Origin of the sequence: Maribellus comscasis (assembly GCF_009762775.1) — a bacterium.
GTDB lineage: Bacteria > Bacteroidota > Bacteroidia > Bacteroidales > Prolixibacteraceae > Draconibacterium > Draconibacterium comscasis.
The window spans coordinates 4807432-4833947 of the sequence record NZ_CP046401.1 but is presented as its reverse complement, the minus strand read 5'-3'; the positions used below and the strand labels follow the sequence as shown (position 1 = coordinate 4833947).

19 protein-coding genes are annotated in these 26516 nt (G+C 37.9%); 10 read left to right on the top strand and 9 right to left on the bottom strand.

The genetic code is table 11. The features are described from left to right. Positions 1-39: 39 nt before the first annotated feature. Genes GM418_RS19275 through GM418_RS19265 form a run of 3 tightly spaced genes read left to right on the top strand, consistent with a single transcriptional unit; the run spans position 40 to position 6129 of the window. Positions 40-1431, top strand: coding sequence for a sugar porter family MFS transporter (locus GM418_RS19275; protein WP_158868874.1), 1392 nt, complete (start codon positions 40-42; stop codon positions 1429-1431). Positions 1432-1451: 20 nt separating this feature from the next. Next, positions 1452-4739 (top strand): DUF5107 domain-containing protein, encoded by a 3288-nt coding sequence (locus tag GM418_RS19270; protein ID WP_217447530.1) that lies wholly within the window; start codon positions 1452-1454, stop codon positions 4737-4739. 13 nt (positions 4740-4752) lie between these two features. Further along, positions 4753-6129 carry a rhamnogalacturonan acetylesterase gene (locus GM418_RS19265; RefSeq protein WP_158868872.1) on the top strand — a complete coding sequence of 459 codons (1377 nt, stop codon included), beginning with the start codon at positions 4753-4755 and terminating at the stop codon, positions 6127-6129. A gap of 170 nt (positions 6130-6299) precedes the next feature. On the opposite strand, the gene GM418_RS19260 is transcribed toward GM418_RS19265, so the two are convergent. From GM418_RS19260 to GM418_RS19220, 9 genes are all read right to left on the bottom strand, one after another. Continuing rightward, on the bottom strand, positions 6300-8819 hold the full coding sequence (locus GM418_RS19260; RefSeq protein WP_158868871.1) for a glycoside hydrolase family 3 N-terminal domain-containing protein: 2520 nt from the start codon (positions 8817-8819) through the stop codon (positions 6300-6302). Positions 8820-8829: 10 nt separating this feature from the next. Then, positions 8830-9558 carry a LytR/AlgR family response regulator transcription factor gene (locus GM418_RS19255; RefSeq protein WP_158868870.1) on the bottom strand — a complete coding sequence of 243 codons (729 nt, stop codon included), beginning with the start codon at positions 9556-9558 and terminating at the stop codon, positions 8830-8832. Positions 9559-9567: 9 nt separating this feature from the next. Next, the gene (locus GM418_RS19250) at positions 9568-10617 is read right to left on the bottom strand and encodes a sensor histidine kinase (protein ID WP_158868869.1); all 1050 of its coding nucleotides are present in this window, start codon (positions 10615-10617) and stop codon (positions 9568-9570) included. A gap of 761 nt (positions 10618-11378) precedes the next feature. Beyond that, positions 11379-12899 carry an MmgE/PrpD family protein gene (locus tag GM418_RS19245; RefSeq protein WP_158868868.1) on the bottom strand — a complete coding sequence of 507 codons (1521 nt, stop codon included), beginning with the start codon at positions 12897-12899 and terminating at the stop codon, positions 11379-11381. A gap of 10 nt (positions 12900-12909) precedes the next feature. Then, positions 12910-14475, bottom strand: coding sequence for a lyase family protein (locus GM418_RS19240; RefSeq protein ID WP_158868867.1), 1566 nt, complete (start codon positions 14473-14475; stop codon positions 12910-12912). Between the two features lie 159 nt (positions 14476-14634). Further along, the gene (locus GM418_RS19235) at positions 14635-16074 is read right to left on the bottom strand and encodes a RagB/SusD family nutrient uptake outer membrane protein (protein ID WP_158868866.1); all 1440 of its coding nucleotides are present in this window, start codon (positions 16072-16074) and stop codon (positions 14635-14637) included. 19 nt (positions 16075-16093) lie between these two features. After that, positions 16094-19381 (bottom strand): TonB-dependent receptor, encoded by a 3288-nt coding sequence (locus GM418_RS19230; RefSeq protein WP_217447529.1) that lies wholly within the window; start codon positions 19379-19381, stop codon positions 16094-16096. Between the two features lie 162 nt (positions 19382-19543). Further along, positions 19544-20575 (bottom strand): FecR family protein, encoded by a 1032-nt coding sequence (locus tag GM418_RS19225; protein WP_158868865.1) that lies wholly within the window; start codon positions 20573-20575, stop codon positions 19544-19546. Positions 20576-20714: 139 nt separating this feature from the next. After that, positions 20715-21299, bottom strand: a complete 585-nt coding sequence (locus GM418_RS19220) for an RNA polymerase sigma-70 factor (protein WP_158868864.1) — start codon at positions 21297-21299, stop codon at positions 20715-20717. Between the two features lie 343 nt (positions 21300-21642). On the opposite strand from GM418_RS19220, the gene GM418_RS19215 reads away from it, so the two are divergent. From GM418_RS19215 to GM418_RS19185, 7 genes are all read left to right on the top strand, one after another. Beyond that, positions 21643-22092 (top strand): DMT family transporter, encoded by a 450-nt coding sequence (locus tag GM418_RS19215; protein WP_158868863.1) that lies wholly within the window; start codon positions 21643-21645, stop codon positions 22090-22092. Positions 22093-22094: 2 nt separating this feature from the next. Further along, the gene (locus GM418_RS19210; protein ID WP_158868862.1) at positions 22095-22826 is read left to right on the top strand and encodes a GNAT family N-acetyltransferase; all 732 of its coding nucleotides are present in this window, start codon (positions 22095-22097) and stop codon (positions 22824-22826) included. Between the two features lie 4 nt (positions 22827-22830). Then, entirely contained in the window at positions 22831-23493 is a 663-nt protein-coding gene (locus GM418_RS19205) for an NAD(P)H-dependent oxidoreductase (protein WP_158868861.1), read from the top strand. Positions 23494-23628: 135 nt separating this feature from the next. Next, the gene (locus tag GM418_RS19200; RefSeq protein WP_158868860.1) at positions 23629-23982 is read left to right on the top strand and encodes a GIY-YIG nuclease family protein; all 354 of its coding nucleotides are present in this window, start codon (positions 23629-23631) and stop codon (positions 23980-23982) included. Positions 23983-24100: 118 nt separating this feature from the next. Continuing rightward, complete coding sequence (locus GM418_RS31885) at positions 24101-24772, top strand: CatB-related O-acetyltransferase (protein ID WP_158868859.1); 672 nt, start codon at positions 24101-24103, stop codon at positions 24770-24772. A 5-nt stretch (positions 24773-24777) separates the two neighbouring features. After that, a complete protein-coding gene (locus GM418_RS19190; protein WP_158868858.1) occupies positions 24778-25878 on the top strand; it encodes a serine hydrolase domain-containing protein in 1101 nt (366 codons plus the stop codon). Positions 25879-25896: 18 nt separating this feature from the next. Then, the gene (locus GM418_RS19185; protein WP_158868857.1) at positions 25897-26448 is read left to right on the top strand and encodes a DUF7010 family protein; all 552 of its coding nucleotides are present in this window, start codon (positions 25897-25899) and stop codon (positions 26446-26448) included. Positions 26449-26516 lie beyond the last annotated feature (68 nt).

Genomic DNA, 26516 nt, shown 5'->3' with positions numbered 1-26516 from the left:
TTCCCGGTTATTTTTGTATAACAATAAAATAATCAACCAATGAGCAAATCTGTCTTCAATAAACAATTCATATTTGGAATTACCGCTGTTTCTGCCATGGGGGGACTACTTTTCGGCTATGATTGGGTCGTAATTGGCGGTGCCAAGCCTTTCTACGAACGTTTTTTTGAAATTTCCACTTCTCCAAACCTCCAGGGATGGGCTATGAGCAGTGCTTTGATAGGGTGTTTCCTCGGCGCTTTAATTTCTGGTGTACTGGCAGATCGTTTTGGAAGGAAAATACTGCTGATTTTTGCTGCTGCTCTGTTTACCATTTCTGCGATTGGTACCGGAGCTGTCGGAAACTTTACAATTTTTATAATTTACAGGTTGATTGGTGGCTTGGGAATTGGATTAGCTTCGGCAATATCACCTATGTATATTGCCGAAATTTCACCTGCTCATGTACGCGGCCGTCTGGTTTCTGTTAACCAATTAACCATTGTTATTGGTATTTTGGCGGCTCAAATAGTTAATTTCCTTATCGCCGATGATGTTGCCACTGATGCTACTGATGCTGAGATTCTTAATTCATGGAACGGACAAATGGGATGGCGCTGGATGTTTTGGGCCGAAACCGTGCCTGCTTTTGCATTTTTTCTTTTGGCCTTTTTTATTCCGGAAAGTCCGCGTTTTCTCGTAAAATCAGGGAGAACCGAGAAAGCTGCAAATATTCTAACCCGAATTGGAGGAAAAAAATATGCTCTTGAAGAAGAGAAAAATATAGAACACACTTTAAATTCATCTACCGGGAAAATTGATTTTGGTGCTTTACTCGGTAAAAAAGTAAAGCCGGTTCTGATAATTGGAATTGTACTGGCAGTTTTTCAGCAGTGGTGTGGTATTAATGTAATTTTTAATTATGCTGAAGAAGTTTTTGTTGCAGCCGGATTTTCTGTAGGCGATATGCTTTTTAATATCGTTATTACCGGAACTGTTAACCTCATCTTTACTCTTGTCGCCATGCGCGTGGTTGATAGTTTGGGACGTCGCAAATTAATGTTGTTTGGTTCTGTCGGACTGGCTTTTATCTATTTTGTACTTGGGGGGAGCTATATATTAAAACTCGACGGTTTTATTGTTTTGGCGCTTGTCCTTCTGGGTATTGCTACATATGCCATGACATTGGCGCCGATAACCTGGGTTGTTTTGTCGGAAATATTCCCCAACAGAATCAGGGGCGCTGCAATGGCTGTGGCTACAACTGCGCTCTGGATAGCAAGCTTTCTCCTTACTTATACATTTCCCCTATTAAATAAGCTTTTACAGGCAGGAGGAACCTTTTGGCTGTATGCATTCATTTGCGTTGCCGGCTTTTTGTTCATTTTGAAAAAGTTACCTGAAACAAAAGGGAAATCATTGGAAGAAATAGAGGAACATTTTAACAAATAGAGGCAAGAAAAATGAGTAAAATGAAGGTTAAAGCCTGGCAAGAAAAGATAATGATTCCAACTTACGGAATCGGAAAACCTGAGAAAAATCCCATTTTTTTGGAAAAAAGAGTTTATCAGGGAAGTAGTGGTGTTGTTTACCCGCATCCTGTAATTGAAAAAATTATGGATGAAAAAGAGGATAAAGAATGGAATGCCATTTATCTGGAAAACAAATACCTGAAAATAATGATACTTCCCGAATTGGGAGGACGCGTTCAGATGGCTTATGATAAAACCAAACAACGCCATTTTGTCTATTACAATCAGGTGATAAAACCGGCACTGGTTGGATTGACCGGGCCCTGGATTTCAGGAGGTATTGAATTCAACTGGCCACAACATCATCGTCCATCTACATACGAACCCGTGGACTCGCTAATAGAAGAAAATAAAGATGGCAGCGCAACGGTTTGGTGCAGCGAAGTGGAAAGAATGTTTCGTACAAAAGGGATGGCTGGTTTTACGCTTTACCCTGACAAAGCTTACCTCGAAATTAAAGTTAAATTATATAACCGCACACCGCATCCGCAGACTTTCCTTTGGTGGGCCAACCCTGCCGTAAAAGTAAACGATGAATACCAATCGGTTTTTCCACCCGATGTAAATGCCGTATTTGATCATGGCAAACGCGATGTTTCCAGCTTCCCAATAGCAACCGGTACCTATTACAAAGTGGATTATTCTGCTGGTGTCGACATTTCTCGTTACAAAAATATTCCGGTTCCGACAAGCTACATGGCCATTACTTCAAAATATAATTTTGTGGGTGGTTATGAAAACGATTCCAAAGGAGGTCTGTTGCATGTAGCCGATCATCACCTATCACCCGGAAAAAAACAGTGGACCTGGGGGAACGGCGATTTTGGGCAGGCCTGGGATCGTAACCTGACAGATGAAGACGGCCCTTACATTGAACTAATGTGTGGTGTATACACCGACAACCAGCCTGATTTTTCATGGTTACAACCCTATGAAGAGAAAAGCTTCAACCAGTATTTTATGCCCTACCGCGATTTAGGAGTAGTAAAAAATGCAACCAAAGAAGCCATGATCAACCTGGAGCATGAAGGAAATGGAGTCCGGTTAAAAGCATATGCTACTGCTGAGTATCCCAAAACAAGTATTTCTGTTAAAAGTGAAGGACAGTTGGTTTTTGAGCAGGCAGTTGATCTGTCTCCCGAAATGAGTTTCGATAAATTTATCGGGGAAAATATTAATCTGGAAGATTGTTACGTTTCTCTTGTAAGCAGGGAAAAAAGAATTTTAGTGGATTGGCAAACCGAGCCTGAGAAGCTGAACCCCATCCCCTATCCTGCTAAACCAGCGAAAGATCCGGAAGAGATAAAATCGGTGGAACAACTTTATTTACGCGGTTTGCATTTAGAACAATACCGGCATGCAACCTACGATCCTACTGCCTATTACAAAGAAGCTTTAAAACGCGAACACGGTGATGTGCGTAACAACAACGCCATGGGACTCTGGTTGATGAGAAGGGGTAAATTTACAGATGCGGAACCTTATTTCCGAACAGCAACAGAGACTTTGACTGAAAGAAATCCCAATCCATACGATGGCGAACCGCTCTATAATTTAGGCTTTTGCTTGCGGATGCAGGGAAAGTTGGAAGAAGCCTATGATTGGTTCTTTAAATCAACGTGGAACGGAGCATGGCAGGATAGCGGATTTTTCCAGGCAGCGCAAATCGATTCTATACTCGGAAACAAAGATAAAGCGCTGACACTGGTGAATCGATCCCTATGGCGAAACGGGTTAAATCAGAAGGCACGTCACTTAAAAATGATTTTACTAAGGGGATTTGGGAAAACAGATGAGGCTTTAAAACTGATTCAAGAGTCGCTGGAAATGGATGGTTTTAACTTCGGTGCAATCTATGAAAAATACCTCATTACCAAAGAAAAATCGGTAATGGAAGATTTGAAAGAATTGATGCGGGATTACGTACACAATTTTATCGAATTCTCTCTGGATTATGCCATGGCTGGCTGTTATAAAGAGGCTGTTGATTTTATCGATCTTCATATTGCTGATAAAACCCGGGTTTACCCAATGCCCTTCTATTTTAAAGGGTACTATTATGCGCTAATGGGCGAAACTGTAAAATCGGAAAAAGTATTCAAAAAGGCAATGAAAATGCCGCCTGATTACTGTTTCCCAAATAAACAGGAAGAACTTTTAGCATTGCAAAAAGCAGTGGAAATAAATCCCGGAGATGCAAAAGCCTGGTACTATACGGGGAATTTCTGGTATGGAAATCGTCAACATAAAGAAGCTACTGAGTGTTGGGAAAAATCAAGGACGATCGATGATTCTTTTCCAACCGTTCATCGGAACCTGGCACTGGCTTATTACAACAAACAAAACAATCCACAGGCCGCGCGGGCATCGCTCGAAAAAGCTTTTAAACTGGATACAAGCGATGCTCGGGTATTGATGGAATTGGATCAATTATACAAGAAATTAGGAGTATCGGCTGAAAAGCGTTTGGCTTTTCTGGAAAAATATCCGGTTGAAGTAGATTTCAGAGATGACCTATACCTCGAAAAAGCAACGCTTTACAATCTAACCGGTAAGGAAGAAAAAGCTCTTGAATTGATTATGAAACGTAAGTTCCATCCCTGGGAAGGCGGCGAAGGCAAAGTAACTGGCCAATATTTGTATTCTCATATTGAGTTAGCTAAAAAATTAATCCATTCTAAAAACTATCGGGATGCCATTGAGCATTTAATGTCTTGTTTTTATTACCCTCACAATTTGGGTGAAGGAAAATTATTTGGTGCACAGGAGAATGACGTCAACTACTGGCTGGGGTGTGCATATGAAGGTTTAGGAGAAACAGAAAAAGCCAGCGAAGCCTGGGAAAATGCAGCGGTTGGATTATCGGAACCCAGTGTGGCAATGTATTACAACGACCAGCAAGCGGATAAAATATTTTATCAGGGATTGGCACTGCTAAAATTAAACCGTGGTGTAGAAGCCCGCCGCCGTTTTAATAAATTACTTAAATATGGTGAAAAATACCTTTTCATACCCTTTAAAATGGATTACTTTGCTGTATCACTTCCCGATTTACTGATCTTCGAGGAGAATTTACAAAAACGTCATGAGCAACATTGCCATTATTTAATGGCTTTGGGCCACCTTGGATTAGGCAATAAAATAAAAGCAAAACCGGAATTTGATAAAGTTCTCTCAGAAGATCCTTATCATGCGGGAGCATCCGTAAATCAAAAATTAATAAAGTAAAAAGATTTTCATAATGACTAGAATTATAATTATTTGGGTTTTAATTTTGAGCTTTAATGTCAGCTTTGCAACAATTAACGGTGGAAATACTAAAATTCAGCAGAAACAGCCGGACTATCAGCAAAGCAAAGCACAAATCTGGAAGTTTGATTTTGGTAAAGGAAAAGTAAATGAGGGTTTTACTTCTATTACAGATGAATCATTATATTCTGAAAAAACCGGCTATGGAATAATTCCCTTTGGAGATATAAAAGCATTCAAACAAAATGGTTTAGAAGAAGCAACAAATGACGGGCTTAGCTCGGATGCGCCATTTTATTTTCAACTTGATGTGCCGGAAGGACGCTACAAAATCACTCTTGCACTTGGCAATTCAAAAGAAGAATCAGCAATCACCGTTAAAGCAGAATCACGTCGGCTGATGCTCGAAAATATAAAAATAAATAAGGGAGATATTGTAATCAAAACAATTGTTGTGGATGTTCGTTTTCCTCAAATCAATGATACAGAAAGCATTCGGCTTAAATCGAGAGAACTACCATACAAGAACTGGGATAAGAGTTTGAATCTTGAATTCAACGGTAAAAATCCTTCCGTTCGTTCCATTCAGATTGAAAAAGCGGATGAACTTCCTGTAATATTTCTTGCCGGCAATTCAACAGTTACCGATCAGGACTATGAGCCCTGGGCATCGTGGGGACAAATGTTTACACGATTTCTGAAACCAGAAATTGTTGTTGCTAATTTTGCCGAATCAGGGGAAACACTAAAAGCATTTAGAGGGGAAAACCGTTTGAAGAAAATCCTAAGTGTAATGAAGCCCGGCGATTACCTGTTTATAGAATTCGCACACAATGATCAGAAACCGGGTAGTAGCCATGTGGAACCTTTTACCAGCTATCAGGAAGAATTGCGTTATTATATGAATGAGGCCAAAAAGAAAGGTGGAAAAACAGTATTCGTTACTTCGACCAACAGGCGCAAGTTTGACGATGAGGGAAAAATTGTGAATACACTGGAGGAATACCCCGATGCTATGCGGCAACTGGCTGCAAAAGAAAATATTCCACTAATCGATCTGAATGCTATGAGCAAGGATTTTTATGAAGCTTTGGGAATTGAGGGTTCAAAAAATGCTTTTGTGCATTACCCGGCAAATACTTTTCCTAATCAGGAAGAACCTTTGGCGGATAATACGCATTTTAATGCATACGGTGCTTACGAACTTGCAAAATGTGTTGTTCAGGGAATACTGGAGCAAAATTTAGATCTGACAAAATATGTAGTAAATGATTTCGGGAAATTTAATCCATCAAAACCCGACACGTTTAAAAATTTCTTTTGGCCGGATAGTCCGTTTGCAGAAATTAAAAAGCCCGATGGTAACTAAAGCTGAAAATCAAAAAAGTATCCTAATACAAAGTATTTGTATTACAGATATTCATTAATTAGCAGATAAAGTCAATTTTAGACACCACAGTTCTTCTGATAGAATTAAAGGAATACCCGCCGGTTCATCCGGCCCTGGACTTGTAAAAATGGCCAGTTCCTTCTTAACTTTTAGTTTCGTGGTGCTTCACCTACAATTGGTTCTACATTATATTCTGCTGTTCGCTTATCGCTGATTACACCCGACCAATTCAGACCAAATGCAAAGTCATAGCTATTGCCTTCATTGTCAGTATAACATTCCATATCCCTTGGCACATCCTCAAATTGCGCCTCGACAGTCTCCATATTCGCGGGCATCTGAAGCGGCAGCAATCCGGAAGGCTCTACCTGCCCCGCTATAATCTCAAGAAATACCTCATCAGGCAACCAGGCAGACCGGCCACCACCAAATCCCACGAGGATTGCATCAACTTCGCTCTCAAATTCCCCAAAAACCATAGGACTAGATGCATCTACTGCAACAATGACTTTGTCAGCCAGAGCCGCGATGTTCAGCACCAGGTCCAGATGACTTTCATTTGTTATGATTCCTGTCTTGCCATAATAGGAACGATTTTCCTTTATGAACTTCTTTGTTTCTCCCTCAGCCGATTGCTCTGGCATCTCTATCATATCTCCCCCTAAAGACTCCTGACGCACAAATTCTGAATTGGCAGTATATGGCCGATATTGTAATGAAATTGGCAGATAGATATATTTCTCGCGCTCAGCTGCGATATCTTTAGATTCCACACCGTCATCCCTCATGCCTCCGGATTCCATAAATGTTGGATTTCCGTTTTGCGGACTGGTTATTCTTACAACGGCAAAATCACATTCAGCTATTTCTTCTTTTGATGCGCGTATTATATCGTTTGGAGATAAGGTTGGATTACCTTTTTCATCAGCCGGGGCGGTAAACTTATCAGCCAGCGCATCGGTCACCACATCGTAATATTCTCCGGCTGCTTCAAGATTAAATCCCGGTTCTGCGGATGCAGGTGTCCTTCTCCACCCACCTGTCGCTGCCGAATATAACCGGGGAATATATACTTTGGGTCTTTCAGCTTCAGCTGATGCTTTGTGAATGATGCCGCCGCTGTTCTTCAGCATTACAACCGATTTAAGGTGTGCCTGATGGCCGGCCGCTTCATGCTCAGGTTTCTTGTAAGTAGATTCGGCAACTTTAACACTCAGATATGGATTGTCAACAATGCCGATATTAAAGTGAGTTCGAAGAATCCTCTCCGTTCCTTTTTTCATGATTTTATCCATTTCAGCTTTACCCCGATTGGCGCACCCAAGTTCATAAGCTTCCATTGCAATATCAACACTTTCCTGCAAGCCACCACCTTCGCCTCCAAATGCATCACAACCCGCTTCCAGGATGGCTAGTCTTTTTTCAACCGGGCTTAAATCTTCAACGCCATAATTCTTGCTGGTAAGAATGCCAAAGTCAGTTAAAATATAACCGTCCCAGCCGTACTTATCCCGCAACAAATCGTTGATTTTATATTGACTATAGCTTGAGCCTACACGCTCCTCTCCCACCGGCGATCCATCTGCTTCAATTCCTACCGAATAGTTTGTCATGGCAGCCGATACCGTTTTGGTTTTCCCGGGCAAATCCATGCAGGCAAGAAATGGCAAAACATGTGTAAAAAACTGACCTCCCGGGAAAATGTTATATGCTCCGTCACGTGTGTGCGACTCACGACCACCTTCAGCGGCACCGTCTCCGGGAAAATGTTTCATCTGATTGTTTACACTGTGTTTTCCCCAGCCCAGATCGTTTCCTTCTTCATCGTAGGTTGATTGCCAGCCATTGATTACAGCCCTGGCCATATCCATCGACAGCGCAGGATCTTCTCCAAACGTCCCTGGAATTCGTTTCCATCGTGGTTCCGTTGCAAGGTCCATTTGCGTTGCGACCTGCATTGATATCCCCATTGCACGCCATTCTTCTGACATCATTCTGCCATATTGGGCTCCAACTTCAGGATCAAAGGTCGCCGCCATACCAAGATTACTAGGCCAGCTTGATACGTCTCCCGACCGGGGATCATCTATCCAAACCGCAGGAACACAGACAATTTCATCCAGGCTTTCAATATATTCCTGTACCATATTGTTCCAGTTAACCTTTGTCTTTGCGTCAGCAGTGCCTCCGCGGGGCGCCCGAAGTTGTCTGTAACCCAGATCCAGTGAATTTTTCATTACGGAGTCAAGTGAATCAGGATTAACCCTCCAGCCGCCAAAAGGATTCATTTTCATGCCCATCATCTGCTCAACCGAAATCTCATCCACCATGGCTTTCGCCCTTGTTTCAAAATCAAGGCGCCAGTCTTCAAATTCATCCAGCAAGTTATTTCTATTGAGATCTTTAAATGCGTATCCATCCACCTGGATAAGTGAAAGCCCCGAAGTCATCGAATATCCAAGAGTAGTCCCGTTTTTATTGCTTACCATACTCCAACCTTCCGGAGCCTGTTTTTCCTCCCACTTAACATCGCCCGAACCAACAGGCTCAGTTTTTTGGGGATAACTATTCGTTTTACATGCGGTAAATAAAAAGGCTCCAAAAACCATCAATATTACCATCGTAAGTAACAGTCCTTCTGATGTGTTAGTTTTTTTAGTTCGGTTCATTGGTTTAGTTTTATTTGTTAAAAAATGCTTTATAATTAAGCTGATCAAGTACGTTTTTCCGATAAGTTTTTCCGATGGGCAACTCCTTCTGCCCGATAAAAACACTCACCGGGCCAAAGCTTGTTATTCGCTTAAGAGAAACGATATAGGAACGATGTATCCTTAAAAAACCATTCCGTGACAAAAATTCTTCCACCGAAGAAACGGTGCATCTGCTGGTAATCTCTCTGTTGTTGAGATAAAAGGTCAGGTTATCCCCCATACTTTCTGCATATACAATTTCAATGAGTGGAATTTTGTGAATAAAACTTCTTTCCTGCAAATAAAGAAATTCTTCGCTTTTTTCAGCTTCACGTAAAAACTTGCTTCTTCCCTGGATATGATAAGCAAAATATTTTTCAACGGCCTGCGTTAAACGCCCGAATGAAATAGGTTTTACCAAATAGTCGAGTACATTCAGGTCGTAGCCTTCAAGCGCATACTGGCGGTAGGCTGTTGTAAAGATAACAGCAGGAGGATTTTTTAACGATCTTAGTAATTCTGTTCCTTTCATTTCGGGCATGTGGATATCCAAAAACATAAGATCAACTTTATGTGTATTCAAAAAATCAATCGCATCAACTGCATCTTCAACTGCACCTGCTATTTCTATAGAACTAAGCTTACTCAAATGTAACTTCAGTAACTCAATGGCCAGAGGTTCATCATCCACGATCAAACATTGTACTTTTGTTTCCATAGTAAAATATTACACCCAAAATATTTTTAATTCCACCCCAAACAACCTGTTATTTGAATTGATTTCAAGCTCGTATTTATCAGGATAAATCAACTCAAGCCTTCTTTTCACATTGCTCAATCCAATACCTTCATTTTCAGGCTCCTCTTTTCCTTTTTTTTCAGGAACTGAATTGATTGCTTTTAAAGTAAGAAACTCAGACATGATATTTATTTCAATGTCAACCACTGGTTTTATACGATCTTTACTCGCACCGTGTTTGAAACAATTCTCAATAAATGGAAGCAATATAAGAGGCGCAATCTGGTGTTTATCAGCTTCTCCGTTTACCGAGTATGATAATTCGAGTCTTTCGCTATATCTCATTTTCTCGAGGTCAATATACCCCTCAACAATTTCCAATTCATTTGCCAGAGGGACAAACCTGATATTGCTCTTATAAATCATATAGTCAAGCAACTCTGATAATTTTAAGACAATATCCGGAGCTTCTTCAGATTTTAGTAATGTTAGTGTATATAAGTTATTCAAGGTATTAAACAGAAAATGCGGGTGTATCTGCGCTTTTAAAAAATTTAGTTCAGCTGCGAGTTTTTCTTCTGCCATCTTTTTATTCTTCTGTTCTTCAATATACCATCTTTTAAAGAAGTAGATTGCAGACGCTATACCCGGCAGTACATAATCTGAAGCAGCCTTGGTGAGAATCCTGGTCAAATCAAAAAACGGAATCCGCTCAAAATCGATATCCCCGGGAAAAGGATTCGTGAAATAATAGGAAGCACGAAGTATAATTCCATAAAGAAAAAAGTGAATCACTACAAAAACTCCAAAAGTCACAAATTTTCTTTTTTCGGTAGCCAGCGGAAGAATCAGGTAAATAAAAGTGTAAGTACCTATCATTTTGGCGGGTAACTGAATTACATTGATAATAAATTCCTGATAGTATTCGCCCCTGTGCCCGGCATAAATAAGCCAGAATACCACCAATACAACCACCCAGAACAGGACATGCCACCAAAACCTATACCTTAAAAATATTGGAGTATGATTCTTTGTCATCTTAACACATAATCTTTTAAACTTAATTCTTGTGTCGCAAACAAACAAATTCCTGCGATGAATGATAAACAAACTACGATGTTTGGCAGTAAATATGCTCCGTTCGGATTTAACAACAATTTTTTGAGAATTGAACTGAGAAAAATAAATTGGGGAATACTTCCAAACGTCGCAACCAGAAGGACATTCATCGCAGGAATTTGATTTTATACTCAATATCTTTTAGGTTTGAACAAATCAGATTATATCGAAAAAACAGGTGCAAAACCCAATTTGCTGAAACAATAATTATTGACATCAAAAAAAGTGAAGATATGGTTTAGTTTGTTAGGGAAAAAAATTTCACTTGCAAACTCTAACTCCCCGGAGAGACCGGGGAGTTTTTTTATACAATTGTTTTTTAAGTTTTTTTTTGAACGTTGTGAAAATTTGCAGGATTCGTTTATTCTATACAACTCAAATTTCTTAGCTAAACAACACCCAGTAAACAACTGGTTCTTGATAATCCGGTTTTGAATTAAGCAATAAAAAGAGACTGACCTTTTTGGGACAGTCTCTTTGATGTTTCTCACACAAATAATGTAAATCAAAAATCTTCAAAAATTCCACCGAGTAAAACGGTGCGTAGATTTTAACTCTTCCACAAATCACCAACCGAAACAAAAACCTATACAACAAGTACTTGCAAAAAAATATCAGCTATCTATTTTAACAAAAATTATCCTGTTTTTGATGAATTAGGGTGAGTATTTAAGCAAATCTTAATTTTTTTGAACTAACCATTTATTGATAAAATTTCTAATATTTTTTTTGTCTTCAAAGCTTTCTATTTCTGATATCAATTCATCTACTTCAGAGTCATCAACCATTCCGGAAAACATAACATTTTCTTTGAATTTAATCACTAAATCATTATAATCCTCAGGCCATTTATAACGTTGAAAGCTTTCGAATATTTGTATAAGTTTACGACCATCCTTTAATTCAAAATGCATAGCAAAAGGTGCATTTGGGGGCTCTCCTGTCCACTCATCCCAACTGCATATCCTTGTTCGACGTGCCAGTGAATCGATTTCCTTATCTTGAGTTAACCGCTGAAGGGATATCTCTGCAGGACTATAACGTCGGTTTTTTACAGCCGAAGCAGCTGCATAGGTAACACAAAATTGAGCCAGGACCTGGGGCGTCGGACTATCCTCCCAGGCTACTCCTGCAAATGGAGAGTTAATATCATCTCCAAAAAGCCTGATTTCCTTAATATCTTCAGGCTTTATATCATGCCTAATTGAGGAAAAATCTATTGCAGTTTTTATAGCCTTACTACTGTAGCCGCAACATGCATAGCGTTTATAATCCAGTTGTTCAATCTGCCATGTATCATATTCAGCCATAATTTCATTTATTGCAGGAGGAGCCAGTTCAGCATTACAGCCGTATATTTGAAGCAATGATGCTGGTTGTTCTCCAATAATACGAGTTGGACCAGTTATTCCGATATGGGCAAGATAAGCAGCAAATACACTTGCCTTTGCGGCAATTCCGGGTTGGATTCTCTTGGTTAGTGTACGATCAAAAAGAGCCTGCCTGTTCCCTGATGCATGAGCATACCAGATTCCCATCGCATTTACAGTTTCTTCAACAGAACATTTCTTCAAACGACAGGCTGCCGCAGTTGCGCCGAATCCACCTATTATTGAGGTAGGAAGAAACCCTGAATGTATCCTTCTCGCTTTGTAAGCGCGCCCTAATCTTCCGATTATCTCTGCACCAACTATAAGAGCTGTAAGAATTTCTTCTCCTGAAGAATTTGTAAGTTCTCCCATTGATATTACTGTGGGTACTAATATGGCAGTAATATGTGCGTCTGAAGCAGGATGGTAATCGTCAAAATCCATGGCATGAAGCTGGACACTGTTTGCAAAGGTTGCTTCAGTTATGGGAACCTTTGTTCCTTCAAACCAAACAGTTGCCTCTTCCCGGCCTCCCCAATATTTCGTTAGTTCAATAATTTCTGATACACCAGAACCACTATGTCCGGCAAAAGCACATCCAAGTGCATCTAACAAAGCAGCTTTAGCTGCTGAAAACGCTGCATCTGGAATTTCATCAGCTTTTGTCTCTATTGCCAGTTTTGAAAGAGCCAATGTTATATCATCTCCAACTTCTTTTTCTGATCTTTGTATTGTTTGGTGAAGGCGAAATGGCTCTCCTGCGTCAGAGCCAAAGCAAAATATTACTGAAAAGAAACTAAACAACAAAAAGAAAATAACAAAGCTTCTCATAATAAACAAATTATTGATTCTCAAATGAATTCAAATCAGAAATCATTCTTTTCTGACCATCTTCAAGCACTTTTATCCTTTTCAGTAGTTTTTCCCTGTACTGTTCCAGCGTTTGTTTTCGCTCTACTATCATCCTCTCTACTTCTTCAGGTGCAACACCTCCCTGGCTATTAGTCACATTAATAAAATGCTCCGGATTAAGGATTCCTCGTAATTGTTTATCATTAATATTAAGTTTTCTGCCAATAATCTCCAGGGCGGCATTATTTAGAAGATTTGCACTTGCATTTGTTGCGGGAATTGATTGTTCTTCGGAAGCAAGAACAAAACTATGAACAATCTTATGTGACGTTCGATAGTCCAAACCGTAGTCGCGTACCATTTGGTTGGCCAGTTCAGTGGAAGCAATGTAAGATTCTTTAATTAGATCATACATCCTTTTTTTATTTACGTCCAATCTACTAACTTCAGAAGTCATCAAAGTAATACACCTTTCTGATGCATCCAAAGCCTCCATTGTGGGATCTTCCATATGCAACATATGATGGCTATCTCCCTGAGGCACTCGCAATCCGGCTACCGATATAGAAACAAGGTGCCCGGTCATTTGGCCCGCGGTTAGCTGAACTATTTCCATTGCATTTGGATTATCACTCTTTTGTGGCATTAAAAAACTTGTTCCTTTGTTCCCACTTTCAATAAAACCATATTCCGCTCCCGACCAATAAGTGAGTTCCAAAGCCATCCTGCTTAGAATATTTGTTATATTGGTCAAACCACACACAACAACAAGATAACCATCGGTGTAACCTGCCGCATCGTTACTATTTTCAATTAATCCTTCCATTCCCAAATACTTGCTAACAAGATTTCGGTCAATATTCCAACTTGTCCCGGCAAGCGCTCCGCACCCCATCTCATTCAAACTCATTTGATGATAACCTAAATCAAGAGTTTCTGTACTTCTCTGAACCGCATCAAATACCGACATAAGGTAATGTGCATATGTTGTTGGTTGCGCATGCCGCTCATGGGTATAGCCAGGCATAATTGTTTCTTTATGTTTCTCAGCCAGGTTAAGCAATGCCAGTTGCATATCATATATCTGACAAAGTCGTTTTAACAGGTGATATCTTACATAAACCGTTTGGCGTGCTGGAGGAGTCGTTCTGACAACCATTAAATTACCACCTACTTCTTTACCTAATTTTTCATTAAAATAGGCCTGCGTATCCATAAAGTAGTCCCATCCACTTCCGCGCACAGGTCCTGGTTTTTCAATCATTTCCATAATAACACGAGCAGCCCTGCTTGCTCCTTCTTTAGGAACGATTCCCTGCTTTATTAGCATTGTACTCCAGGATGCAGTAATCCAATCATCGCATCCAATTTTATAAATTTCATCAATTCTATTTAGCAATTCGCTTACTGTTTCTGAATCAGTACTCTCATTGTTTACAGGTACAGAATGTCCCGCAAAAACAAAAGAAAACATACATTCGAAGAATATAGTAAGAATGGCTGTATGTGTAATTTTGCGCATAAAATTTTCTTGATTATTTCTTTTAAAATTCATTTTAATATTTTTTTGATTGTTGAATTAAAATTTAAATGGCTAACTGGATGTAAGTAGAGATAAGAAGTTAAAAGCTTTTTCTCTTAAAAAAACTTCTAACTTCTTATACATTTTTATCCAAAAGCTAAAATAAATCAGGCAAACCTCTTGGCTAATAAACTAATAACCTGGATTTTGTTCGTCTGCTGTAATTGCTTTATTGTATTCCAACTCTGAAACGGGAATTGGCCAAAGTAAATGTTTTTCCGCAACATCTTTACCTGTTGCATCTTTAATAATTTCAGTAACTTCCCCAGTCCTTTTCAGGTCGAGCCATCTTTTTCCTTCCCACATGGTTTCATATCCTCTTTCTTTCAGAACCAACTCAATAAAAGATTCTTTGTCGTAATCCAAAAGTTGAAAATCAATTTCAGAAGAGACTAAAGGATTTTTTCCATATGCCCGCCTGTGAATCATATTAAGCTTTTCCATTGCATCCGTTGTTGGGGCATTAGATACCTGGCAATCAGCTTCAGCATATAATAATAAAACATCAGCATAACGGTATAATGGATAATCATTCCCTGCTCCATATGTCGAAGTTGCATCTGGATCGGCAAATTTTTTATTTAGCATCGTACTGCTCCCAAAACCAATATCCCAATCATACCATTGATATTTATAACGAAGATCTTCTGTATCCCAATTCTTAATAAATGAACTTTCTTCTTTATCGGTATAAATAATGTAATACCCTCCGTTAGGATGTAATCCAGACCCCGGATGATGATTATACAAAACATAATTCCATCCCTGGTCTGCATCTCTTGAGTATTTCAAATAAAATATTTCTTCAGATGTTGTAATTACTTCCGGCCCATAAATATTAGCGAAATCATCGGCATCAGAAACTTCTACCAAACTATACTTATTTGAATTGATAACTTCTAAGGCTTTATCTCTTGCATCGGTATACTTTCCTAAATAAAAATAAACATCAGCGAGAACTGTTTTCGCAGCCCATTTTGAAGCTCTTCCTGATACGGGGGCTTCATCCGGAAGGTTTGCCTCTGCAAACAGAAGGTCTTCTTTGATCAGTTCGTACACATTGTCGACACTACCACGGGAAATATCTATTTCGTCCATATTGTCTTCTGTCCGGATTGGAAGTCCCCCCCAGTTTCGGACCATTATAAAATAAATTAAGGCCCTTAAAAATTTTGCTTCGCCCACTGATTCTGCAATCTCGTCGGAAGTTAACTCATTTCCTTCAGGAGCATTTTTTATAACTAAATTAGCATTTCGAATGCTTTGGTAAAAAGCTTCCCATATTCCCTGCACCCGGTTAATATTTGTAGAACCTAATCCTTGAAACTCACTTACTTCAGCATAACTTCCACGACCATAAGCATAATCAACACTTGCATTTTGAGCTGCCGGGTATCGACCTCCCATGCAACCACCGCCTTTCATTGTCCCATATATTGCTGCTATTGCTGCATCAAGTTCATCGGATGTATTATAAAATGTTTCTACTGCAATTGATTTTGGATTCTCAACTAAAACATCTTCACATGAAAATAATGTGAAACATATTATGATTATTAATATCTTTTTCATTATAAATTACTTTTAGTGATTAAAATGACACTTTAATACCCATCGAATATGTTTTTGCCGTTGGATATCGATAGTGATCCAAACCTTGTTCGCCACCTGAGTTAATTTCCGGGTCATACCAGGAATATTTTGTAAATGTTATCAGGTTCTGCCCGCTGAAGTATATTTGAACTTTATCAAGTCCGTAAAAATTCCAACGATGTAAAGGAAGGTTATATGTAAGCTGAATATTTTTGAACCTTAAATACGAGCCATCTTCAATCTGCCTATTTGAATATTTGGCGGTTGAGTTTGTAGATATTTTTGGATATTTTGCATCGGTGTTATCTACAGTCCAATGATTGTAATAAACTTCCTTTGGCAAATTTAAACCTCCCTGATAATCAATTCTTGAAATCCCACTAACGTTAAGAATATCATTTCCGTATGAGCCTTGTATAAATAAGTTCAATTCAAAGTTTTTGTACTTCATATTTGAATTAAAACCATAAATAAAATCAGGATTAGGATCTCCAATTATTGTCTTGTCTAATTCATTGATGACTCCATCCTCTTCCAGATCTTTGTATTTTTCAACTCCGGTTTCATCATAACCGTCTGTTAGATATCCGTAAAAAACGCCTAAAGGCTCTCCTTCTCTTATCAATTTTGCATTATCTGTAATCAAAGGATGGGAGAAGCTACCTGTGAGAATGTCCTGACCATCGTAAAGTTTAATGACTTTACTCCTGTTAATAGCCAAGTTGGCATTTAAGTTCCATATAAATTTTCCTGTAAGAATTTTAGAATCAAGAGAGAATTCAATCCCATTATTACGTATTTGCCCTACATTTTTTATTGTTGTAGAATATCCAAGAGAAGAAGGTAAACTAACAGGATTTAACAGATCATGTGTATTTTTCAAATAGAAGTCAGCAGTAAGTCTGTAACGATAATTATGTAAGGCAATATCTAATCCGAGATTAAATTGTTCGGTAGATTCCCATTTTAAGTCACCCGGTAATTGAGTCCCTGGTGCAAATGTGGTATATTGGTCATCGCCAAATACCGTTATTCCTGATGAAAGCTGGGTAAGAGTCTGATAAGCATTAATTGCCTGACTTCCTGTCACCCCCCAACTTGTTCTTAATTTGAAATCATCAATAAGATTATTGTCCTTTAAAAAAGGTTCCTGCTTTAATTTCCAGGCAAAAGCTGCAGAAGGGAAGTATCCCCATTTGTGGCCATCGCTGTATTTAGATGCCCCGTCGGTACGTATGCTTGCTGTTAGTAAATATTTATTGTTAAACGAATAATTTAATCGCCCCAAATAAGAAAGTATTACCGATTTTGAATATCCCGAAGAAGGGACTCCCGGATTGCCAGCAGCTCCCAAATCGTATGTTTCAAGCGCATCGCTTAAAAAACCGGAACCACTTCCTCCAAGTGATTTATAAGTAAAATCCTGGTAAGTAAATCCTGCAACTGCAGAAATATTATGAATTTTATTGATTGTTTTATTATAGCTTATTGTATTTTCATTTAATAAACTAAGATTGTTTGATACTGAAACATTAGCTACTCCTTGTGAATTTGTAAAATTTAAGGTTCGATAGCTGTCATCTCTATCTTCTGTATTTTTGAGGCCTCCCTGTATCCTAACTTTTAATCCAATAATTGGCTCAATAACTAATGCTAAATTAGCTAAAACTGAGTTTTCATCAGATTTATTATATTCTTCATTCAAATAATTTATTGGATTAAATAAAGCTCCTGATAAAAAGGAATGCCCCGTAGCCAAGAGCCTATAAGTTCCATCTTCGTTGTACGGTGTTAATGTAGGAGGAGCAGCTATTGCAGCAGATAATAAGGTTCCACCTCTGTTTCCTCCCTGTGAGCTTTCACTATCTCTTAGATTTTTTGTTAATATAGAACTGTATTCTACAGATAGTAATTTATTTATTTCGTGGTTTAAGTTTGCCCGGAGTGAATATCTTTTAAAATAGGTTTCCTGAATAATTCCTTTTTGATCCATTATACTCCCCGATATAGAAAACTTAGTTTTTTCATTTCCACCACTAACTGTTAATGTGCTGTTATAAACAGGAGCAGTGACAAAAATAAGATCCTGCCAATCATATCCTGCACCAAAACCATCTATCTCATCTTGCGAAAAATAAGGTTCAAGACCATCATTAGTAGCTTGTTCATTATAAAAATTTGCATATTCTTCTGCATCCATTAACTCCAGTTTTTTTCTCAGTTTCTGAACCCCAAATGAAGATTCAAAATCAATCCTGGTCTCCCCGGATTTTCCACGTTTAGTTGTAATGAGTACAACACCATTGGCTCCCCTGGATCCGTAAATAGCAGTTGCAGAAGCATCTTTTAGTATTTCAATACTTTCAATATCATTACTATTTATCATGTTCAAACTCCCGGTAAACAAAAATCCGTCAACCACATAAAGAGGTTCATTGCTTCCCTGTATGGAATTCGAGCCTCTAATCTGTACTTGCATATCTGCTCCCGGACCACCTGCATTTTGCATAACATATACACCAGGAGTTCTTCCTGCCAAAGATTGCATCGCATTTGCAGTTGGGACAGAGGCAATTTCATCGCCATTTACTGAACCTACTGAGCCTGTTAAGTCACTTTTTCTTACAGTACCATAACCAATGGCAACCACTTCCTCAATTCCAATTGATTCTTCTTCCATTACAACGTCGATCTGTGTTTGGGTACCAACAATCACTTCCTGTGTTCGCATTCCAATAAATGAAAATTGTAAAATTGCTTCACCGGAAACGTTAGCTAAAGCGTATTCGCCACTGGCATTGGTAACAGTACCATTTGTTGTTTCTTTAACTACCACTGTTACACCCGGCAGAGGAGCACCGGAAGAATCGGATACTTTCCCGGAAACAGCCTTTTGTTGTCCAACTGACGACTCTTGTTTACTGGTAAGCACAATCTGCCGATCGCTGATCTCGTATACTATTTTGGTGTCTTCAAGCAATTGATTCAGAATCGTTACGATGGGTTGATCTTCGCATTTGATGCTTTTTCTTTGACTTACATCAATTACTGTGGCATCAAACATAAAATAGAATTCGGATTGATCTTCTATTTTATTCAGAATGTTTATGATTGTTTCACCCTGAAAATTAAGACTTAAACGCTTTGTCTGCGCATAACTTCCCAAGGCAAATGTTTGGGTAATACTAAGCAAGAACAGTAATACAGCAATCCTCATTTTTCTTAAAAAATTGGATTTCCGGATATTGTATACACCGGAAATCAATTCACAATAATTTTTTTTCATAAATTTGTTTTGATTTGGATTATTAAAAAATTCAAGTTGACTATGCCTCTTGAGTTGCTTACCGCGAGGCTAAGAAATAAGGGAGATGTTACCAGCATCTCCTTTTTTGTTGATCGTTTTTGGTTTATATCATAAGCTCAGATTTTAAAATTTTATCAATAGTTATCTTTTCGAAATAATAATTTGAGGTTTAGCTTCTTTATTATAGTTGTGTACTATTTTACAATCAACTTTACATGCGATTCCTATTAACCTGAATATTTCTTCATAACTTTCATTTTTCACCGTACCGGAGAAAATAGAATTATATACTTCAGGATCGACAATTTCTACATTTACATTGTACCATTTTCTGAGCTTTTCTATCACATCTTTCATTGGTGAATTGCGGAAGATAAGCTTTCCTTCTTTCCATGACGAATAAACGCCGGCGTCAACATGACTGATATCTATTGTACGATTATCAGTTAAACTGGCAATCGCCTTTTCTCCGGGTTTCATTGTATAGGAAAAAGAATCGGAGTTCTGATGTGTTAATTCAACAATGCCTGATTCAAGCACGACAGCGATCTCATTTAATTCAGAATAAGCATTCACATCAAATTTTGTACCCAGAACAGTAACAACAAAACCATTCGCTTCTACCGAAAAAGGATAATCTCTTTTGTGAGAAACCTGAAAAAATGCCTGTCCGTTAAGAATAACTTTTCTGTTCTGATTAAAAAAGTCACCGGGGTAAGAAAGTGTCGTGCCTGAATTTAACCAAACTATTGAACTATCGGGTAAAACGACCCTGGATCTTTGGCCGTTCTCAGTAAAAACAGATGTGTACAGGACTGGGGCTTCAACTGTTTTTCTTAAATCACCGGACAAAAAGTATAAAATACCGGCTACTCCTACCAAAACAAAAATTGAAGCGGCAATTCTCCATCGAATCAGGGCACGTGTTTTTGATTTCAGGAGTACTTTCTCTTTAAATCTTTCCAAACCGACCTTTTTATCGAACAAGTCTGTCACCTCGTATTCCTGAGTCAGATTTCTATTGGTATTAATAGAATTTAGTAATTCCTTGTTTTCGGAACGCTCATTTATCCATTTATCAAGAGCTTCCTTCTCTTTAGCAGATTCAGTATTTGTTAAATATTTACCAATAAATTGTCCTAGTAATATTGACTCATGCAGATTATTCTTCATCTTGCCCGGAATAATTTCGTTTCATATTACTGAAAACAACTTCAAAGTGTAATGGGACTACAAAAAAATAAAAAAAAATATCCCTTCGCAGTAAAACACTGTCAATAAACTACATATATAAAAGTATTTTGAAATAGAATTAACTTGTTGTTCTATTGAAGAAGCTTTTGTTTAAAGTAAACATCATAAAAATAATATTACCCAATCTTTTCCGTAAAACCCGATAGGCTCTTGATTTGTGTGTTTTTACTGTATTAATTTTAATATCCAGCTCGTTTGCAATCTGTTCATTGGAATATTCTTTTAATGACAACAGTAATACTTTCTTTTCCATTTGGGGAAGATTATTTATTTCATTGTAAATTATTCCATTGGCTTCCTTTCGAAGAATTCCTTCCAAAAAAAATTCAGTTGATTCCATTTTATGCTGATTCTCCTGAAAATATCTTTGTTTTACCAAATCATGTTTTATACGATTAAGGCACATATTTCTTATTGAAGTATAAAAATAGGCCTTCACAGAAATGAGATTGGGAAATGTTTTTTTCTGCTCCCAAAAGGTGATGAAAGCATCCTGAACAATATCTTCAGATTCATTCTTGTCCGATAGATAGTTAAATGCAAACGAATTAAACCGAAGATAGTTGGAATTAAAAAAGTCTTCCAGATTAATTTCAGAACCGTCGTTAAATTTGATTTTTTTTCCCCTTCTTTCTGTTATCATATAATATTGAGACAATTCAAATGAACTAAAACAAATGTAAAAATTATCTTAATATCGAAAAACTACATTTTCTTTTACTGAATGATTACAAGGTGAACATTCGTTTGTTTTTAACCTTTATTTTTATTTCAAACCATAAACAAAACCTGTTTTTGTAAGACAGACCATATTTTTTCAAATGATTAAGCGCTTACCAAACATTAACGGTTTTATAAACTCTTTCAATTAGTTCGACTTTCCAAAACAAAACGTCCGATTTCCTTAAGTTTGTCGATTCATTGCAGGTTCGCGCTATAATTTTGTGGGAAATTGTAATTATCAATCTGCAATGAAAACGTTAGCTATGAATCACCTTACAATTATATTCTTCGCTTTGGCCGGGGGAGTATTTTTATCCATTCAGGGAGGCTTGAACGCCCAACTTGGTATCCTGTTAAAAAATCCGATGCTGGCAACGTTGGTCGCTTATTTATTTAGCACCGTGTTTGCTTTTGTTTTTGCGTTGTTCAGTTTAAAAAGTGTCCCAACAATTCATCAAGTCAAAGAAATTCCATATTATTTGTGGTTTAGCGGTGCGCTTTTTAGTGTAATAGGAATCAGCCTTTATTATTATACCATTCCCAAACTGGGCATTTCTTCCATGATTTCAATAGGCTTGTTTGGGCAAATTCTATTCTCATCAATTGCCGGTCATTTTGCCTGGTTTGGACTCCCTCCCGAGCCGATTGATCTCCGTCGGTTGGCCGGGATATCGGCGTTGGTAATTGGAGTATTTCTTCTAAATAAAAAATAATTATGAATTTAATAAAAGCGAATATTGAGAATTTGACAAGTCTTTGGCAACTCGTTGGCCAGAAGACAAATGCTTTTTACACGCAAGAGGAAATGAAGTATTGCGAGGTCATCAATTCAGAGTGGCCAAACCGCCTTTGGTTTCCAAATAAAGTAAGCGAAGCAAATTTGGAAGCAGCGAAACAAATTCTTTTGAAATCCAGCGTTGAAATGAAAATTTCTTGTTGGAATGACTCAGAAGAAGATTTCGATGGTTTATTTGAGAAATGCGGCTTTGAGAAGGTTTCCAAACAAATCGGAATGGTACTAAAATTCAACGGAAACGTTGAAATCACCAGCGCCATCAAATTAGAAAGAGTATTGGATAAAACAAAAGCCGTTTTGTGGTCAGAACTATTTGGGGAAGCCTTTAATTACCGAATAGCTCCTGAGTTGTTATTGTTAAGCTGGAACGATGTAGAATATTTTATCGCTTATGACAACGAACAGCCTGTGGGGACTTGCCTTTTGTACAGTTCCGCTTCTGATGTTGTCGGAATTCATTCGCTCGGTATAATTCCTTCCATGAGAAGGAAAGGTTATGCTGAGAAAATCATGAAACTACTGCTAAATGAATCGATGGAAAGTGGATTTTCATATGCAACACTTCAGGCCTCGGAAATGGCGAAAGTAATGTATGCAAAGCTGGGATTTTCCACACAATTTATGATGAATAATTATCGACTAAAAAAATAAGAAAATGGAATTACTAAAAAATCTGGAATGGCGATATGCCACAAAAAAATTTGATCCGAATCGGAAGGTGAGTCAAACGAATCTTGAAAAAATAAAACGAGCGATACAACTTTCTGTGTCTTCGTATGGCCTGCAGCTTTATAAAGTGCTTATAATTGAAAATAAAAATATTAGGGAACAGCTGAAACCCGTCTCCTGGAATCAGAATCAAATCACAGATGCATCGCACCTTTTTGTATTTTGTAATTATACTAAAATAAATGATGACGACATTGATGATTTTATCCGGCTGACTTCACAGACGCGAAACATTGAAATGGCAAAATTGGAAGGTTACGGCGAATTCATAAAGATGAAATTGGCAGAAAAATCAGAAGCAGAACAAACCAACTGGCTGGAGAGACAACCTTATCTGGCAGTTAGTAATTTATTAATAGCTTGCTCAGAATTGGAGATTGACGCCTGCCCGATGGAAGGTTTTGAACCGGATAAATACAATGAAATTCTTGGTTTGACAGAAAAAGGATTAAATACCTGTGTAATTGCAACTATTGGATATCGTGATGACTCTGACCGCTCTCAGGATTTGCCAAAAGTCAGAAAATCAACGGATTTACTGTTTGAAGAAATTGAACAAAAAGTCCCGGAGTCTCTTGTAAGTTCTTAACTCTATTAGATATTCAAAAGAAGAGAATAAGACTTTTGGGTTCGAAGTTATAATTCCGAACGTTTTATTCTCCGGCGGTTTTACTTTTGTATTGTCGTTTAATAATGAATTTACGTCTGCTAAAAACATAGAAAAATGAATTCAAAAAAGGAGTTGAAAAAAGCGTACAAAGAAATGAAATTTCAAATTGGTGTTTTTCAAATAAGAAATACGCTTAATGGGAAAATTTTTGTTGGCAGTAGTACCGATCTTAATGCAATCCGGAACAGAATCAGAACAGAATTAAAATTTGGAAGTTATCCGAATGCCGGGCTGCAAAAAGATTGGATAAACGATGGCGAAGAAAATTTTGTTTTTGAGGTTCTGAGTGAGCTCAAACAAGGGGACGGCGATAAAAAAATGAATATTCGCAAAGAACTAAAACAACTTGAAAGAATGTTTATCGAAGAGCTTCAACCTTTTGAAAACAGAGGATACAACCTAAAATAGAAGATGGGCAAAAGTAGTTGGTAATTCATTCATTAAAAAAAAATCCCAATTGTGTGATTTTTTTAAAAGTTACGCGATTGAGAAGGTAAATTAATATTAAAAAAAATATAAATATCAGATGAAAACTACATTACTCAATCCAAATAAAAAGTACCCGATGGTAATGCCGGATGGTACAGAAATTAAAACCGTGGTTCACTTAAACCAGGTAATCAATCACCCCCGAATTGAAATTGGCGATTTTAGTTATTTTGGTCATTTTGAGGAGTTGCAAGATTATGCTTCTTTTTTGGCACCCTACCTGTTTCCATTAAGTCCGGAGAAGTTAATTATCGGAAAGTTCTGTCAGATTGCACACGGAGTTCGGTTTATTACCAGTTCAGCCAACCATAATATGAATGGTTTTTCAACCTTCCCGTTCAATAACTTTATGATGACCCCCGAAACAACAAAAGAGGAAATTGAAGCCATGTTTAAAGTTCCGGGGAAAAAAGGCGATTCCATTATCAGAAATGATGTTTGGATAGGTATGGAAGCCATTATTATGCCCGGCGTAACTATTGGCGACGGAGCAATTATCGGTGCACGTTCGGTAGTGGTTAAAGATGTTGAGCCTTACACTATCGTTGGTGGGAATCCTGCAAAAGCAATTAAAAAACGTTACCCGGATGATGTTATTCAAAAGCTACTCGAAATAAAATGGTGGGATTGGGATGTGGAAAAGATTGAACAAAATCTGGAGGTAATTTTAAGTTCAGACATTGAAATGTTACAGAAACTCAATCTCTAATAACGATGAAGAATCTTTTACTTGTATTGTTTCTAATAAACTTTTTCACATGGAATTCACAATGCCGGGAAGAATCAGTTTTTGTGAATAGTACGATTTTTAATCAAACAGATGCTTTCCTGGGAAAAATGATGGATCGCTTGAAAATAGTCGGATTAAACTATGCAATTTTAATCGATAACCAACTCGTACATGAAAAAGCTTTTGGATTAGCCAACATTCAACTTCAGGTGCCAATGACATTGGACAATTCTTTTCCTGTAGCTTCCATTTCTAAATTGTTTAGTTCTACAGCGCTTCATCAGTTATTACTTAGTCACAATCGAAGTGTTGATGAAACCGTAGAAGAATTTCTTCAGGATAGAAAAGATTTACCGGAAGCATGGAGAAAACTAACTTTGAAACAATTGCTGTCTCATACTTCCGGAATTCCCGATCAAATCGATTATCAAATTTATTTGGCTCCGGAAAGTGAAAAAATGGTGATTGATGCCTTGAAAGACAAACCATTTAGTTCACAGCCTGGGACAGAATCAAAATACAATGCCACCGGATTTTTACTGGTTCGTATCATCATTGAAAAACTGGCTGGTCAGGACTTTGAGTCTTATATGCAGAAACAATTTTTTGACAAACTCGGATTAAGTTCTGCTCAATATGGCGGCTTTAAGAAGATTATTCCCAACCGGGTGACCTGCTATCAAAATGTAAATAATGAACTGGAAATGTTTCCGTTAAACTATTCTTCGCCTATGTATGCAGGAGCTGGATTAAACATTACTATCCACGATTTAGTAAAATGGTTCCAGGCCATTCAAAACGAACAAATTCTGACCAGAAAGCAGCTTGAAAAAATCTGGACACCAGTGAAGCTTAACAATGGAGAATATGGTGATTTTGGAAAGGGTTGGGAAGCCTATAAATTACCTGGCAATTATAGAATGGTTGGTCACGGAGGAGCCGGGATTTCGTCCTTCAGGCACTATTGGAATGACAAAACCAATGAAAATGTTACGGTAATAATTCTAACCAACGGCGCCGACAATTGGGAAGTCAGGCCAAACCAAATCAATGCACAAATAGCAAGCATGATATTAGCCGATTAAATACGAAAAGCAAAAACGATGGAACAAATTACAAGAACACTTGAAAAACAAAGAGAAGAATTCTCAAAACGAAAATTTCTGGCAACACCATTGGCCGGATTATTGGCTTGGCTGATGGTTGGGATCTCAGGATTAACAATGCCTGTAACAATAACCGTTTGGGTTCTGTTTATTGCAACCGGAGGAATCGTATATCTGGCTTTGTTCTTCTCAAAATTTACCGGCGAAAACTTTCTGGATAAAAATAAAGCCAAAAACGAATTTGATAAACTTTTTCTCTTTACTGTTTTTCAGGCCGTTTTGGTATATTCAATAGCCATTCCCTTTTTTCTTGTTGACTATACTTCATTGCCCATGAGTATTGGCATTTTAACCGGGTTAATGTGGATTCCGTTTTCATGGATTATCAACCATTGGGTAGGAATTTTTCATTCAGTTTCCAGAACAGCAGTTATTCTTATTCTGTGGTATATTTTACCTCCGTTTCGCTTTGTGGCAATTCCTTTTGCAATTGTTTTGATTTATATAATAACGATAGCAATATTAGCTGGCAGAAGTATAGAGAAATAAAAAAGAGAGCGTTAAATTAATCATCCCTAAACTTTTTTATCGCACCCATGTTTAAAATTGATATATTC

Excerpts from the sequence above, each read along its gene's own strand:
- GM418_RS19275 (WP_158868874.1), top strand. The coding sequence starts at position 40 with ATGAGCAAATCTGTCTTCAATAAACAATTCATATTTGGAATTACCGCT.
- GM418_RS19270 (WP_217447530.1), top strand. The coding sequence starts at position 1,452 with ATGAAGGTTAAAGCCTGGCAAGAAAAGATAATGATTCCAACTTACGGA.
- GM418_RS19265 (WP_158868872.1), top strand. The coding sequence starts at position 4,753 with ATGACTAGAATTATAATTATTTGGGTTTTAATTTTGAGCTTTAATGTC.
- GM418_RS19260 (WP_158868871.1), bottom strand. The coding sequence starts at position 8,819 with ATGAACCGAACTAAAAAAACTAACACATCAGAAGGACTGTTACTTACG.
- GM418_RS19255 (WP_158868870.1), bottom strand. The coding sequence starts at position 9,558 with ATGGAAACAAAAGTACAATGTTTGATCGTGGATGATGAACCTCTGGCC.
- GM418_RS19250 (WP_158868869.1), bottom strand. The coding sequence starts at position 10,617 with ATGACAAAGAATCATACTCCAATATTTTTAAGGTATAGGTTTTGGTGG.
- GM418_RS19245 (WP_158868868.1), bottom strand. The coding sequence starts at position 12,899 with ATGAGAAGCTTTGTTATTTTCTTTTTGTTGTTTAGTTTCTTTTCAGTA.
- GM418_RS19240 (WP_158868867.1), bottom strand. The coding sequence starts at position 14,475 with ATGAATTTTAAAAGAAATAATCAAGAAAATTTTATGCGCAAAATTACA.
- GM418_RS19235 (WP_158868866.1), bottom strand. The coding sequence starts at position 16,074 with ATGAAAAAGATATTAATAATCATAATATGTTTCACATTATTTTCATGT.
- GM418_RS19230 (WP_217447529.1), bottom strand. The coding sequence starts at position 19,381 with ATGAAAAAAAATTATTGTGAATTGATTTCCGGTGTATACAATATCCGG.
- GM418_RS19225 (WP_158868865.1), bottom strand. The coding sequence starts at position 20,575 with ATGAAGAATAATCTGCATGAGTCAATATTACTAGGACAATTTATTGGT.
- GM418_RS19220 (WP_158868864.1), bottom strand. The coding sequence starts at position 21,299 with ATGATAACAGAAAGAAGGGGAAAAAAAATCAAATTTAACGACGGTTCT.
- GM418_RS19215 (WP_158868863.1), top strand. The coding sequence starts at position 21,643 with ATGAATCACCTTACAATTATATTCTTCGCTTTGGCCGGGGGAGTATTT.
- GM418_RS19210 (WP_158868862.1), top strand. The coding sequence starts at position 22,095 with ATGAATTTAATAAAAGCGAATATTGAGAATTTGACAAGTCTTTGGCAA.
- GM418_RS19205 (WP_158868861.1), top strand. The coding sequence starts at position 22,831 with ATGGAATTACTAAAAAATCTGGAATGGCGATATGCCACAAAAAAATTT.
- GM418_RS19200 (WP_158868860.1), top strand. The coding sequence starts at position 23,629 with ATGAATTCAAAAAAGGAGTTGAAAAAAGCGTACAAAGAAATGAAATTT.
- GM418_RS31885 (WP_158868859.1), top strand. The coding sequence starts at position 24,101 with ATGAAAACTACATTACTCAATCCAAATAAAAAGTACCCGATGGTAATG.
- GM418_RS19190 (WP_158868858.1), top strand. The coding sequence starts at position 24,778 with ATGAAGAATCTTTTACTTGTATTGTTTCTAATAAACTTTTTCACATGG.
- GM418_RS19185 (WP_158868857.1), top strand. The coding sequence starts at position 25,897 with ATGGAACAAATTACAAGAACACTTGAAAAACAAAGAGAAGAATTCTCA.